Below are 13,758 nucleotides of genomic sequence, written 5' to 3' on the forward strand. Positions count from 1 at the left end.
TCAAGGAGTGGCGTGCAGTCGCGACCAGATACGAAAAAACAGCGGCGTCATTCCTTGCCGTCATACACATCGCTGCCGCTGCAGACTGGATCAAGTGCTAACAGGCCCTAGCCCATCCGTCACGGCTTTCGAGGGTCGGAACTTCACCGCAAAACCAGCCTGCTTCAACCGGCCCATCAGCGACATGTCCGAATGCTCCTGCCAGCGATTAGGCTCAGGACTCATAGCCAGAAGATGACGGTTGCAGCGAGGCAGATGGTGGAGAAGAAGACATTCGGGCATCTGTCATAGCGTGTTGCGCCCCGCCGCCAGTCCTTGAGCTGTCCGAACATGATCTCGATGCGGTTGCGACGTTTGTATTTCCGCCTGTCGTATTTGACGGGTTTTCCGCGGGATCTCCGTCCCGGGATGCAAGGCCTGATTCCTTTTTCCTCCAGGGCATCCCTGAACCAGTCAGCATCATAACCTCGGTCCGCCAGCATCCATTGTGCCATGGGCAGGCTGTCCAGCAGAGCAGAGGCTCCGGTGTAATCACTGATCTGCCCTGCAGTCATGAAAAAGCTCAGCGGTCGTCCGTTCTGATCGGTAACCGCATGCAACTTGGTATTCATACCGCCTTTGGTGCGACCCATCAGGCGGACTGGATCCCCTTTTTTAACCGCAGGCTTGAAGCCGTGCGGTGTGCCTTGAGATAGGTTGCATCAATCATGATGGTCCGCGGCTCGGTTTTCGCAGCAGACAGGCCATCCATTATCCTCATGAAAATGCCCATGTCGCCCCAACGCTTCCAGCGGTTGTAGAGCGTCTTGTGCGGACCGTATTCCCGGGGCGCATCACGCCAGCGCAAGCCATTACGGTTCACAAAAATGATCCCGCTCAACACTCGGCGGTCATCAACGCGAGGTTTGCCGTGGCCCTTGGGAAAGAACGGCCGCAGACGGCCCATCTGTTCGTCCGTCAGCCAAAACAGGTCGCTCATCTCCAGTCTCCTCACAGAGCCTGAATCAGATTTCCTCAATCAAATCAATGGGTCCTGAGCCTAGAAGAAAAGAAATGGGAAAAGACACAGACCAAGGCTCGTGACGCAGGCCGCCCCGTCTCCGAGGAGGTGCTGGCAGACGTCACTGACCTGTTCGCTGATCGCTACGGCGCGCTGCACGAGGCTGAACGTCAGCAGGCCGACGCCAACGCAGAAGTGCCGGCCGAGGAGTTGCCAGAATGACCAACCCCCGCGAGATCAACGAGGACCTGAGCGACGTGATTGCGCGCTCTTTCCTCATGGAGCGGATCGAGCGTGCAGCGGCTCTGCCTTGCCTTGCCGGACCTCCGCCACCACGACAACGAAATCCGCCGCGAGTGCGGCCTGCTGAATGCTGAGAAGTGGAGCGCGTGATGATCTCCCTAAACCCCACCCTCTGCGAGGCGCTTGCCCTCGTGATCCTGTTCCATCTTGCGGCTGGTCAGCGGTCGGGGAGTGTTTTATGAGTGAGGTTTTGGAAGAAACCCTAACCCTTAAGGACGTTCTAAGACGCCTCAAGGGTCGTGTCGGGCGTACGAAACTCCGCGAGCATTTGAACCGCGTGCGGGACTTTCATGGAAGTCCAACCCATCGTCGCTGGGGTAGCCGCATCATCTTTTATCCGGCGGATTACAGGCGCCTTTTATTGAGCTTGGAATGCCACTCAAACTCGTCAAACGTGCCAGATCGGAAACCTACTACGTTCGCGGAGCCGTCAAGGGACAGAGCGTTTATGAAAGCTCAGGAACTTCTGACCCCCAGCAGGCGGAAGAATACAGGGCGAAGCGCGAAGCAGAACTCTGGCAGGAAAGCATCTATGGCAAGCGCGCCGTTGTAACCTTCGCCCATGCGGTCGCTGGCTATGCCGAGGCGGAGCCGCGTTCCGAGGCGACGAAGGCCTATCTTCGTCGCCTGTTGGACCATTTCGGCACCATGCGCTTGGCAGACATCGATCAGACAGCGCTCGATCAGGCTTATAGGCATATTCTGCGCGATGGAGCCGAGGCCAGTCCTGCCACAAAGGTCAGGTCAGTTCTCACGCCTCTGCGTTCCGTCCTCGAATTCGCTGCTGTCCGGAGATGGTGCGAACGGCCGGCGTTCGACAAGCCGCGCATTCCGATGAACCGGACGGTTTATCTCAGGCCCGAGCAGGTGACGGACCTGATCGGTAACGCGGCACCACACCTGAAGCCGTTTCTGGTCTTTCTGTTTGGCACCGGGGCCCGCATGTCAGAGGCTCTCGAACTGGACTGGGCCTGCTTGGATCTGAAGGGAAAACGGGCTGTTGTCTGGCAGAAGCAGGGGAACGAGCGTCACATCGATCTACCGCCTCGCATCTGTGCATCGTTGGCGTTTCTACCCAATCGAGACGGCCGCGTGTTCCGTCCGGTCCGTTCCCGGAAATCGAGAAACGGGAAGGGCAGGGAAGTCGGGCAAGCCTATTCGGAAAACGGGCGTACCAGTGGTGGCCAGATCAAGTCCGGATGGTCGGTGGCTTGCCGCAAAGCAGGTCTGCCAAGGCACATGCGCGTCTGGACACCCAAGGGGCAGGAGAAACCGAAGAGCGTATTCGTCCCGGACGTAACTCCGCATGATGCCCGTCACACCTGGGCGAGCTGGCAATACTGCCTGCACAAGGATCTCATGCGTCTCAAGGCTGACGGGGGATGGGGCAACATCACGACGGTCACGCGCTATGCCAAGGTAATGCCGAACGCATATCGGGCCAAGATACTGGAATGGCTGGGTATCAGTGACTGAATCCGCAGCGCCCGAGTCGCATGAGTGCGCAGATGCCGGAAAGAGTGCACGGATTTTGCACGGATTTGCTCGGCAATGTCCGGCTCTATACGGTACCAATCGACTTTAAATGATCCATGCCAGTCAGCGTCATCGGCTGAAAGGACCACTAAAAGATCAATGTTTTCAAGGAGTTTCTTACCGGACCGAGTGGTGGGCGCAACAGGGATTGAACCTGTGACCCCTACCATGTCAAGGTAGTGCTCTACCGCTGAGCTATGCGCCCCCGGTCCGGTGAGGCGGTTTCTAGCTGTCTCCGGAAAACCTTGCAACCCCCTCTGGAGCCAAATATGAAAAAAATATGCGACCTTCTGTGCCTCTGACGTCTTTTAGGGTGGAAAGACCACGGAATACCGCGATTCCTCTGCTTGTTTCGTCTCCACATTCTGGGCGGAACTATCCGTCAGATTTCCTCGAAAGTGCGTCGCTCTCCTTTCAGGAACTCCAGCAGAGCGAAGACCGCTTCGTGGATCGGCTGTTTGAAACTGCGCCGGATTTCGGTGCTACGCTGATCTGCGCGGAATTTCCCCGGGTCTGGTGCGACGTAAATCGGGACTGGCGGGAAGTGGATGCAGGAATGTTCGACCCGAAGCCCCCCGAGGATGAAGTTCTTCTTACAGCGAAGGTGAAGGCAGGCTTCGGTGTTATCCCGCGTTATGTCTCACATGGACGGCAGATCTACGGGCAGCCCCTTCATCCATCAGAAATAAGGGAGCGGCTTGCGGCTGCCTGGCTTCCGTATCACGAGGCGCTGGCTGCTCTCTTGAGTGAGATGCGTGCACGGTTTGGGTATGCGGTTCTGCTCGAGACCCATTCGATGCCCAGACTGCCCTATGCGCGCCCGTGCGATATCGTTCTTGGGGACGTGCACGGCAAAAGCTGCAATCCGGGCATTATGGATCTTGTCGAAGTCCTGCTTGAAGACAGGGGATATTCCGTCCGGCGCAATACCCCTTATTCAGGAGGCTATATCACGCAGTATTACGGGCGCCCTGAGCAAAATATGCATGCGTTGCAGGTTGAGATCTGCAGGTCCCTTTATCTTAATTCGGCGACATTGCAGCCCGGGAGCGGGTTCGAGAAAACCTATCAGAACATGCAGCATCTGCTCGCAGGCATAGCGGGCTGGATGGGAAACGGAAGTCTGGCATCCCGAACCTGTAGTAATATGGCGCTTTAAAAAATCATCCGCCGTTGAAAGACTCAATCCACGGAACCGCTATTTCGTGACAGGCTGCGGCGGATTTCATCGGAATAGTCCGCGTCAGGAGATGCATTGGGCGGGCGGTGAATGCGGCTTTGTTTCTTGAGTTCCGGGAAAGGCAACTGCGTATCCAGAAGGCCCAGATCATAGGCCAGAGACGCTGTGTATCCGCTGAGTAGTACCCGCCAGTCCAGTCTGTATCGCAGTCTGGCCTGTGCACGGGTCAGGATGCCTGTGGTGCAGTTGTCTGTCAGGGTGTTGTACCAGGCCGGATGATGGACCAGCGTATGGATCTCACGCAGATAGCTTTCAAAAAGCCGTCTGCGCTCTGGCGCCGAAAGATTGAGGCGGTAGAGATAAACCCGCTCATGACGCACATCGGTCCGTACACCAATCAGGTCACGCTCATCCGCTGTCACATAAAACGTCTCGTAATGATGGAAAAAGCCGGCGATGGTCGAATACTGGAATTTCTTCTGACGCCGTGTTTCGATGGAAATGGCGACATGCCGTCCGTCACGGAAGCCGAAGCTGAGGAAGACGTGCGCGATGGCATTCCCGGCCCAGTAGGATGTAACGAGATCTACAGATGAAAGGTCATCCAGATTATAGGTCGCATCGTAGTAACGGGGCGTGTAGTCCTGTGTCGTCCGGTAGATGAAGTTCCGGACATGGAGGATGTGGGCAAGGCTACCGTCCATCACGACATCGGCAGGAATTGCATACTCGCCCTGCCACTCCCGGTCATTACGTGGCGGATCAGTGACGTACCAAAGACTGAGCGCTGCGCAGAGGACGCCGACACCGGTTCGGCGGATCAGCGGATTGGGCAAGTGGTAAGCACAAACCACGAGCAATGGAAAAAGCAGTGTCAGGGCAAGGCGTAGCGCGTCAGGCTCAATTGTAGAGTAATAGAGCGCGGCAGTTCCAAAGAGCACAAAGACGATGAGTGTGATGAGCCCCGCAGTCTTTCCCGCGTGTTTCCAGCGGAAAGGCCCCTTCACGTTCATTGAGGTTCACCCTGCGGCAATGGCGTGTAACTGCCTCCCAGAGAGGTGACCGTTCCTTTTCCGCCGGTATCCGTGTCTGGCGGGACAGTTCCGTCCTTTTCAAGCTGTTCAATCAGGATGCGCCGGACTTCGGCCGTCGTAACCGGATTGGACTGCGTCGAATGACCGGAATGGCGGACCACGAGCTCGGACTGCACGTCCGGAATATGCGCACTCTCATATGTGACCACTCCGTCGTCAGCCGTTTTCAGCGGACCATCGCCCAGGACCGGAATGATCGAATGACTGTCGATGCCAGGTGCAACGGGAATGGCGGCGAGGGAGCGGATGAACGAACTGCGTGGCGACATACCGTAAACACTGCCGACGCGCCATGGCCGCATGTTCAACTTGCGGGTTTCCGGAGAGCTGGCAAAGACGGCCCGGACGACTTCCTGAACTGACACCGGGAATGTGACGAGCCGCCCCACGAACTGCGCGACGGATAGCCCGGCGACATAACTTCCGTGCTGGGGCGTGGAAATGAAGACTACGCTCCGGGCTTCTGGGAGCGGTTTAGGGAAGAGAGCATCGCGCAGGAGCTTCTCGTCGGCCGGACGCAGTTTCAGGCGATCAAGCGGCACCGAGATCATGCCGTTCCAGAGCCTGTCTCCTGTATTCACGACCAGCATCTTGGCCAGAAGGCCTCCCTGACTGTGACCGATCAGGGTGATTTTCCCCAGAGCCGGATCTGCCTTTGCGCCACCAAGCTGCGCCACCGCCTTTTCAAGAGACTGACGGAGCTGCAATGCGGAATAGGGGATGGGATTGCCGGTTGCGTAGGAAAAAAACCAGAACTCGTAATGGTTCCTGATGACCGGATCTTCCATCAGATCATTGACCATATTGGCCCAGCGCGCTGCACTGGATGCCGTGCCATGCACCAGCACGACGGGCCGGTGACCAGACTGCCAGACTGATGGGGTTCAATGGTCAGAAGCTGGGGACGATCCCCCTGATTGAACAGGCGGCCGTCCAGAAAGCCACGGTATTCGACAGACCAGTCCATCGCATCATTCAGGCTTTCAGCGCGGGCTGTCGTCTGATCGAACTGGAGCGGCGCGTGCTCTCTGGCAATGGTCTCATCAATGGGCGTAAGCTGAAAGCTGGCGGAGATATGGTCCGACAGGATCTGCTGGCGAGGCGCGCTCATGACCAGCATCAGGTTCATCGGCACACGCAGGGAATTGGCAATCTGGAAGGACTGGTTTTCCGACTTCGTCAGATGAGGAAGGGCGCCGACGGGTTCGCCCAAGCCCTTCTGCCGATAAATGTTTTCAAAACCACTGACCGCTAGGCGGGAAACGGGACGAATATCGGTGACATCATGACCATGCCAGCGCAGTTGCGCCGGATCGATGGAGATATCGACTGGACCAGAAGACAGGCGCCACTGCTGTGAGACGAGATTGACCGGTGTTCCCAGAGCCTCCGTTAGCCCGAACATGTACAGGTCGCAGGCCTGTCTCAGATGGATGTCGTAAGGGCTAGGGCGTGCGTCTGCCGTGCCGTCGGGATTGATATAGGCGTAGGCATAGAGGGCTGCGGCCATGAAGGCCCCCCGGTCCCGATGGCGCCGTCCCTGGAGGTAGTTCAGCTCTGCCAGTGCGAAAAGCTGATCCTCCAGCGTACTGGTATAAAGATGTTCACGGGTCCGGTTCTGCAATTCGAGAAGCGCCTGGGCCGGATGAGCCTGCCATAGTGGAAGCAGATTTCCGCGTTGCAGAACAGTGCGTGTCAGATTGGTGAGGCGCTCTCCCGCCAATGCGCTTTCGTTACGGTCCTGATAGGCCGCCGTGAGCGAAAGCTTCCGGACGGAAATAGGGGCAGCACATCCTTCAAGGCACAGGAGTGCTGTCAGGGAAAGCAGGGTCTTCTTCATGGGGAGGCGGCGGTCTTGGCCATGGGTGTATGAAATCCCCCTCCAGTTGCCTTGTAAAGATCGACCGAGGCATCCAGTCGCTGAAGCCGGGCTGAAACATGTGCAAGCCGGGACTGCTGGAAAACGGCCTGGGCGGTCAGTACATCGACTTGGCTCGCATATCCCTGATCCATACGCAGTGTCGTAAGATGGAGCCGCTTCTGATCTGCCGTCTCGCGGCCAATCGCATCCTCTTCACGCCCCGAAGCGGTTTTCTGCGCAAGAAGCGCATCTCGGACTTCCTTGAAGGCCGAGCGGATGGACTGCTGATACAGGATCACCTGTTCGTTCTTTCCGGCTTTTGCCAGCCGGACGCCGCTTTCCGTGCGTCCAAAATCCAGAACCGGCGCTGCCATGGCCGCACCGAGCGTCCAGGCGCGACCAGTGGCCCGGTACAGATTGTCGATATCAACATTATTCACCCCGGCCAGCGAGGCGAGAGAAATGGACGGAAAATATGCAGCGCGTGCGAAGCCAATATTGAAATTGCTCGCGATCAGCATCTGCTCGTGCATCGCAATATCCGGCCGGCGCTCGAGAAGTTCGGAGGGCAGGAGAGACGGCGCCGGTTCCGGAACGTTCATTTCTCCGATGTCGCGGCCACGCGGAACCTCGCTCTGCACGATGTCCTGCGGAGACTGTCCGATCAGGACTGCCAGAGCGCTCTCTGCGCGGTCCCGCTGATCTTCCATATCCGGCAGGAGTTCATGGACGGCATCGCGTCTTTCTCTGACGCCTTCAAGGGTCAGCGCATCCGTTGCACCCACATCGTACTGACGCTGGACCAGAGCCAGAAGATCGTCCTGTGTCTGGATCGTCTCTTTCAGGAGTGCCACATTTTCATCCAGCGCACGCAGGCTGAAATAGAGTTTTGCGACACCTGCGACTACGGAAAGCCGTGCCGCATCCATGGCATAGACGCCTGCGTGAACGCCTGCTTTTGCCGCGTTACTGAGGCTCGCATTCTTGCCCCACAGGTCCAGCTCGTATGTCAGCATTCCCCCGACGAAGCCCAGATTGCTCATCTTATTGGGAAAATGAAGGCTCTGGTTCAGTGCACTGACCCGCCCATTTGCAAACTGTCCGTAGGCATCGGCGCCGGCGATTGACAGCATGGGAAGCTGGTTGGCGAACGCGTATCCATATTGTGCCCGGGCCTGCATCAGCCGGTTCCCCGCAAGGGCGATATCGTCACTGTCGTCCAGGGCACTCTGGATAAGCTGGTTCAGAACCGGGTCGCCGTAGCTGAGCCACCAGGTCCGATCGTCGCGTGCGACGGACGTCGTTTCACCCCATGTCGCGGGCAGGGCAACGGCCGGACGTTTATAGTCCGGGGCCAGCCAGGAGCATCCACCGACCAGCAGGAGGGCAAGTGGAAGCCATTGACGCATCATGCAGCTCCTTTGGCCGGAACAGAGTCCGGATCGCGGACATGGAACCACATCACATAAAGCGAGGGCAGAAAGATCAGGGTGAGGACGGTTGCGACGGCCAGACCGCCCATGATGACGTCGGCCATCGGCCCCCAGAACACGCTTGAGGCAATCGGGAGCATGCCAAGGATGGCCGCGACGGCCGTCAGCATGATTGGTCTGAAACGGATCATCGCGGCATCGACCACAGCGTTCCATTCCGACTTTCCGTTCTGCTGCTCGATTTCGATCTGGTGAACGAGAATGACGGAGTTGCGGATAATCATGCCAACCAGCGCAACCAGCCCCAGCATGGCGATGAAGCCCATGGGATGCTGCGTGAGCAGGAGGGACGCTACGACACCGATCAGGCCAAATGGTGCGACACTCAGGACCAGAGCAAGCCTTTTGAAGCTTTGCAGCTGGATCATCAGTACGGCCATCATGATCAGGACCATGACCGGCATAACAGCGACCACGGATCTCTGTGATCTGGCACTTTCCTCAACGGTTCCACCGACGGCGAGATGATAGCCGGGCGGAAGCTGCGCACGGAACGCAGCCATTTTCGAAGCCAGTGCCGAGACCACTGCATCCGGCTGCATACCATTCTGGAGCTGGGCCTGGACGGTCATGGTCGGCAGCCGGTCACGGCGCCAGATCAGCGGATAGTCCTCCACATAAGCGACTGTTGCAACCGACGAGAGAGGGACAGTCAGGTCGTTGGGCAGACGGATATCGAGATTGCGAAGCTGTTCGATCGACAGTCTTTCATCCCGATTGGCCCGCAGCACGACATCGACAAGATAGATGTTGTCACGCACCTGCGTGGCCGTCATGCCTGTGACCGTTGCATTGATGGCCAGAGCAATGGCGGAGGAGGACAGCCCCAGACGGCGTGCATCTTCCTGACGGACGTCGATGCGAAGTTTCCGGGCCGGGTCGCCCCAGTCGAAATTGATCAGCCGCAGGTTGTGGCTTTCATCCATAATTCGGGCGACCTGCTGTGCATAATCCCGGACCCTGTCCGGATCGCGGCCGCTGACACGATACTGCACGGGCCAGCCCACAGGCGGCCCGAGTTCCAGCGGGAACAGTCCATACACGATCTCCGGGAACTGGCGGCTGAGGGTCTCGTCCAGCCGATGGCGGATGCGTTCACGGGCGGCCGCGTCCTTCGCGACAATCACGGTCTGGGTAAAGAAGTCGTTCGGAAGCTGCTCGTCCAGCGACAGATAGAACCGGATGGCGCCGCGTCCGACATATGAACTCCAGTGATCGATGTCCGGATCATTGCGGAGCAGGGCGTCAAGCTGACGCGAGACATCTGCGGTTGCCTTGAGGGACGATCCCTGTCGCAAAGACAGGTTCACCAGCAGTTCGGGCCGGTCGGAAGCCGGGAAGAACTGTTTCGGAACAAGTGGCAGAAGCAGGATGGAGACGACCAGTGCGCCGAGGCTGACGAAGACCGTTACACGCGGGTGGCGCATGGACCGGAGCAGAAAGCGCCGGAACGTGGTCAGAATCCGTCCCGGGGGGCGGGGCTCTGCGGTCCCTGCCGTTGCTTCAGGATGTTCGTGCAGGATTGTTACCCCAATCAGGGGCGCGACAAGAACAGCCACGAACCACGAGACGATCAGTGCAAGCCCCACAACAGCGAACAGCGAAAACGTATATTCGCCAGCAACACTGCGCGCGAAACCGACCGGGACGAAGCCCGCAATCGTTACCAGCGTGCCCGTCAGCATGGGAAAGGCAGTGGACGTATAGGCAAAGGTCGCAGCACGGGCGAGGGTCCAGCCTTCTTCAAGCTTGCTGACCATGCTTTCGACCGTGATCATGGCATCATCGACCAGCAGGCCAAGCGCAATAATCAACGCGCCAAGGGAGACGCGCTGAAGATCGATCCCGAAGATCTTCATACAGGTAAAGACGACGGCCAGAACGAATGGAATGCAAAATGCCACGACGGTGCCAGCGCGCCCGCCAAGGCTGAGGAAGCTGATGCCCAGAACGATGGCGATGGCTTCGAACAGGGCTTCCGTAAAGTCCCCGACCGCGTCTTTTACAACTTTGGGCTGATTGGCGACGAGATGCGCCTCAATACCCACGGGCATCCGCGCGTGCAGTTCAGCCATGGTCGCGGAAATGTTCTTTTCCATCGCAAGCACGTTGCCACCCGCGCTCATGGAAATCGCCAGACCGATGGCGTCCTGACCGTTTACGCGGAACATCGTCTGCGGCGGATCGGAATAGGATCGGGTAATTGTGGCGATATCGCCCAGTCGGATCTTGCGGTTTCCGGCATAGACCGTGACATTCCTGATGTCCTCGACCGAATTGAACCGCCCGGTGGGTTGTATGCGGATCTGTTCGGTTCCGGTATCGAGCGTGCCTGAGGGCATCAGGACGTTCTGGGCCAGAAGCGACGAGGCGATCATCGCGCTGTTGATCCCCAGTCGCGCCAACTGGTGGCTGGAGAAATCAACGTAGATTTTCTCGTCCTGAGCGCCCAGCGTGTCGATCTTCGCAACATCCTGCACATGCAGAAGCTCGTCACGGACCGTCTCGACGTAATCCCTCAGGTCACGATGCGAAAATCCCTGGGCAGTGAAGGCATAGATGATGCCGTAAGTATCGCCAAATTCGTCATCGAAAAACGGCCCCACGGTTGTGGATGGCAGGGAAACCTTGAGGTCTCCCACCTTCTTGCGAACCTGATACCAGATGTCCGGAACCTTGGCCTTGGGTGTTCCCGACAGCAGGTTGAGAAGGATCGTGGTCTTTCCTGCAACCGTGTAGCTTTTGACGTAGTCGAAATACGGCGTTTCCTGCAGCTTCTTCTCGATGCGGTCCGTCAGAAGATGCGTCGTTTCCTCGACGGACGCACCGGGAAGCATAGCCTGCACGACCATGGTTTTGACCGTGAATGGCGGGTCTTCGTTGCGTCCCAGATCGAAATAGGATCTGAAACCCGCCACTCCGATCAGGATCATGAAGAACAGGACGAGAGCACGATGATTGATCGACCAGCTGGACAGGTTCAGGCCGCCAGGCGTCGAAGGCTTACGGTCGGACATCGGCGTCATTCAGCAGCGTGACTTTCTGGTTTGGATAAAGCGCCTGCACACCGGCCGTAACGACGCGGTCTCCAGCCTTCAGACCGGATGCGACAAACACGTCGGTGGCCGTATAGCGGGCAATTTCGATCGGCATGAGAGAGACGGTCGATGAACCGGGTGCGACGATCCAGACCGCGGTTTTGCCATCCTGTGCCGTCAGGGCTGCCGGTGGCAGGCGGATTTCCTGTCGGTCTGGCTGCACTATACGGGCAATCACGACAGAGCCCAGGGTCAGGTCACGGGGAGGGGCATGCAGAAGCGCCTTGGCCCGATAGGTGCGCGTCAGCGGGTCCGCATCGGGCGCAATTTCATAGAGCTGTGCCGTGGTGCAGACCGACATATCGGCATCCAGACAGACGGACAGCGTTTCGCCTGTCAGGTTCGTCGAGCGCAGGAGAGAAGCAGGAACGTCGAACTGGATGTCCCGCTCTCCACTTTCCGCTACGCGCAGCACCGGCTGGCCTGCGGCAACGACTTCTCCAACTTCCGCCAGCCGGTCGGTGACAATCCCGTCCGCATCCGCAGTCAGCCGGGTATGGTCCACACTTTCCTGTGCAATGCCCATCCGCGCCTCGGTTGACTGCACGGCGCTCTGGGTCGAGCGGTAGCGGCGGATTACATCGTCATAGTCATTTTTCGAGAGCGCCTTGACCGGAAGAAGCGCGATGGCGCGGTGGCGGAGCGTCTCCATCTGTATGAGCTCGGCTTTCGCAGCTTCAACGTCCGCGGTTGCGGCCTGAAGGGTCTGTCCTGCGGCGACCTCGTCCAGCCGCGCTACGACCTGCCCGGCATGAACGGTACTGCCGACACTGACGCTCCGTTCCACGATCTTGCCTGGAAGCCGGAACGACAGGGCTACGGTGCGATGGGGGGCGACTTGGCCGGTGAGGGGTTCCCCTGTCGTGGTGGTGACCGGCTGAACCACGATGGAGCGGAGCGGACCGGACGGATATCGGGCGGCGGTGTGTGTTTGTGACAGGCGGCCAGAACGAGAAGAAAACCGCTGCTCATCATCAGGGGTAATCTGCGCGTGCGACCTGTCATTGGGCCGGTTCCATGCTGTTATAAGATTGCGGTGTTGCGAGAATCCCACCCATGACGGCATTCCACGAGTGTTCCAGGTAATGGTCGCGTTCCTCCGCAGTCTTCAGCACTTCGCGGCCAAAGAGTCTCTGCTGGTGTGGCCAACTCAGAAGCAATGCCGATAGCGTCCGGCTCGTCTCTTCACGACCGAAAGCCTCTTTCAGCAGTCCGGCCTTTTCGAGCGCACCAAGCAGCGTGAATGTCAGCTTTTCCAGTGGCTCAAAAATGTGGGCGCCTGCGTGTTCCACGAGATCAGGGAAACGCCAGCCTTCTGCAATGAAGGTACGGCTCAGTGCGATGACTTCGGACTGGAGAACGAGGTCGAGCAGCATCCGCATCGTCTTACGCAGGGCAAGGAGGGGGTTTTCCGTCACCATCTGTTCCGGCGGTGCCGCAGCCCCCAGAAGGCTCTGTCCGAGTTCGGTAATGACAGTCTTGAACAGCACTTCCTTTGAGGAATGCCGGCGGTAGATCGTCTGTTTTCCGACCTGCGCCACTGCGGCAATCTGCTCCATCGAGGTCGCAGCGTATCCCTTTTCGCCGAAGAGATGTATGGCCGTCTGGAGGATCAGGGCATCAAGCTCTTCGGACATCCTGATGTCAGGTCGTCCCCCATAACGTTTCGTAGCCATGCGGTATCTCCTTGCGAGCGTCTGATCGGTGTCAGAATTGTTTTTCTTTGGTAGACGAGACGGTTCAGTCTCGCAAGCATCAGAAACATAATCTGTCTGCGACATTTTCAGGTCAGTGACACACGGCAACGGGCTGGCTCTCCTCATAATCGGGAGGGGAAGTTTGGAGCCGGGTTCCTGCATGCATCGGACAACAAGCGCTTTTGGACGGAAGCTCTGATCAAGCATCACGTTGTAATCCAGGTCTGCTGTTAGGGCTGCTTTCTGAGCGTGGGTGGCTCATGCGCGGTGCGTTTTCCGCTATCGGCCTCGACCAGAAATTCAGGATTGTCTTTCAAATGCAATCCTGTTGTTATTAATTGTAATGGGCTCATAGACACGTATATCCACAGAATGAGTCGTGAAGTAGGGCCTGTTAGGGCTTGATCCAGTCTGCTGCGGCAGCGATGTGGATGACCGCGAGGAACGACGTTGCTGTTTTTTCGTATCTGGTTGCGACAGCGCGCCACTCCTTGAG

At 58.1% G+C, this 13,758-nt stretch carries 10 protein-coding genes, 1 tRNA gene and 2 pseudogenes; 3 read left to right on the forward strand and 10 right to left on the reverse strand.

Annotation, left to right across the window (positions count from 1 at the left end; translation table 11 throughout):
- Positions 1 to 101 (forward strand): annotated as a pseudogene (locus tag HKD24_RS14055) (IS5-like element ISMex42 family transposase); the annotation flags it as partial.
- 120 nt (positions 102 to 221) lie between these two features.
- Here HKD24_RS14055 and HKD24_RS14060 read toward each other — a convergent pair.
- A protein-coding gene (locus HKD24_RS14060; RefSeq protein WP_194260832.1) for an IS5 family transposase occupies positions 222 to 979 on the reverse strand; the annotation gives its coding sequence in 2 pieces (ribosomal slippage) (positions 222 to 640 and positions 640 to 979; 759 coding nt in all).
- 696 nt (positions 980 to 1,675) lie between these two features.
- Between HKD24_RS14060 and HKD24_RS14065 the strand changes: the two genes are divergently transcribed.
- Positions 1,676 to 2,779, forward strand: a complete 1,104-nt coding sequence (locus HKD24_RS14065) for a tyrosine-type recombinase/integrase (RefSeq protein ID WP_194260833.1) — start codon at positions 1,676 to 1,678, stop codon at positions 2,777 to 2,779.
- A 190-nt stretch (positions 2,780 to 2,969) separates the two neighbouring features.
- On the opposite strand, the gene HKD24_RS14070 is transcribed toward HKD24_RS14065, so the two are convergent.
- Positions 2,970 to 3,044: transfer RNA gene (locus HKD24_RS14070), tRNA-Val, on the reverse strand.
- Between the two features lie 75 nt (positions 3,045 to 3,119).
- Between HKD24_RS14070 and HKD24_RS14075 the strand changes: the two genes are divergently transcribed.
- The gene (locus HKD24_RS14075; RefSeq protein WP_194260834.1) at positions 3,120 to 3,998 is read left to right on the forward strand and encodes an N-formylglutamate amidohydrolase; all 879 of its coding nucleotides are present in this window, start codon (positions 3,120 to 3,122) and stop codon (positions 3,996 to 3,998) included.
- 23 nt (positions 3,999 to 4,021) lie between these two features.
- Here the strand turns inward: HKD24_RS14075 and HKD24_RS14080 are convergent, their stop codons facing one another.
- From HKD24_RS14080 to HKD24_RS14110, 8 genes and pseudogenes are all read right to left on the reverse strand, one after another.
- Positions 4,022 to 5,026: an Lnb N-terminal periplasmic domain-containing protein gene (locus tag HKD24_RS14080; RefSeq protein WP_322783332.1), complete on the reverse strand. Its 1,005-nt coding sequence runs from the start codon at positions 5,024 to 5,026 to the stop codon at positions 4,022 to 4,024.
- Between the two features lie 2 nt (positions 5,027 to 5,028).
- Positions 5,029 to 5,961 (reverse strand): alpha/beta fold hydrolase, encoded by a 933-nt coding sequence (locus HKD24_RS15375; protein ID WP_322783333.1) that lies wholly within the window; start codon positions 5,959 to 5,961, stop codon positions 5,029 to 5,031.
- Entirely contained in the window at positions 5,901 to 6,953 is a 1,053-nt protein-coding gene (locus tag HKD24_RS15380; protein WP_228124442.1) for a hypothetical protein, read from the reverse strand. Before HKD24_RS15380 ends, HKD24_RS15375 begins: the two co-directional genes overlap by 61 nt.
- Positions 6,950 to 8,386, reverse strand: a complete 1,437-nt coding sequence (locus HKD24_RS14090) for an efflux transporter outer membrane subunit (protein ID WP_228124443.1) — start codon at positions 8,384 to 8,386, stop codon at positions 6,950 to 6,952. Before HKD24_RS14090 ends, HKD24_RS15380 begins: the two co-directional genes overlap by 4 nt.
- Positions 8,383 to 11,493 (reverse strand): efflux RND transporter permease subunit, encoded by a 3,111-nt coding sequence (locus HKD24_RS14095; RefSeq protein ID WP_194260836.1) that lies wholly within the window; start codon positions 11,491 to 11,493, stop codon positions 8,383 to 8,385. Before HKD24_RS14095 ends, HKD24_RS14090 begins: the two co-directional genes overlap by 4 nt.
- Positions 11,471 to 12,451 carry an efflux RND transporter periplasmic adaptor subunit gene (locus tag HKD24_RS14100; RefSeq protein ID WP_322783334.1) on the reverse strand — a complete coding sequence of 327 codons (981 nt, stop codon included), beginning with the start codon at positions 12,449 to 12,451 and terminating at the stop codon, positions 11,471 to 11,473. Before HKD24_RS14100 ends, HKD24_RS14095 begins: the two co-directional genes overlap by 23 nt.
- Before the next feature lie 115 nt (positions 12,452 to 12,566).
- Positions 12,567 to 13,241 carry a TetR/AcrR family transcriptional regulator gene (locus tag HKD24_RS14105; protein WP_228124444.1) on the reverse strand — a complete coding sequence of 225 codons (675 nt, stop codon included), beginning with the start codon at positions 13,239 to 13,241 and terminating at the stop codon, positions 12,567 to 12,569.
- Positions 13,242 to 13,656: 415 nt separating this feature from the next.
- Positions 13,657 to 13,758, reverse strand: a pseudogene (locus HKD24_RS14110) (IS5-like element ISMex42 family transposase); the annotation flags it as partial.

The organism is Gluconobacter vitians (assembly GCF_015244565.1).
Lineage (GTDB): Bacteria > Pseudomonadota > Alphaproteobacteria > Acetobacterales > Acetobacteraceae > Gluconobacter > Gluconobacter vitians.

What these genes read in the sequence shown, in the direction of transcription:
- HKD24_RS14090 (WP_228124443.1), bottom strand. Translation starts at nt 8,386, where the DNA reads ATGATGCGTCAATGGCTTCCACTTGCCCTCCTGCTGGTCGGTGGATGC.
- HKD24_RS15380 (WP_228124442.1), bottom strand. Translation starts at nt 6,953, where the DNA reads ATGAAGAAGACCCTGCTTTCCCTGACAGCACTCCTGTGCCTTGAAGGA.
- HKD24_RS14065 (WP_194260833.1), top strand. Translation starts at nt 1,676, where the DNA reads ATGCCACTCAAACTCGTCAAACGTGCCAGATCGGAAACCTACTACGTT.
- HKD24_RS14095 (WP_194260836.1), bottom strand. Translation starts at nt 11,493, where the DNA reads ATGACGCCGATGTCCGACCGTAAGCCTTCGACGCCTGGCGGCCTGAAC.
- HKD24_RS14075 (WP_194260834.1), top strand. Translation starts at nt 3,120, where the DNA reads ATGCGACCTTCTGTGCCTCTGACGTCTTTTAGGGTGGAAAGACCACGG.
- HKD24_RS14105 (WP_228124444.1), bottom strand. Translation starts at nt 13,241, where the DNA reads ATGGCTACGAAACGTTATGGGGGACGACCTGACATCAGGATGTCCGAA.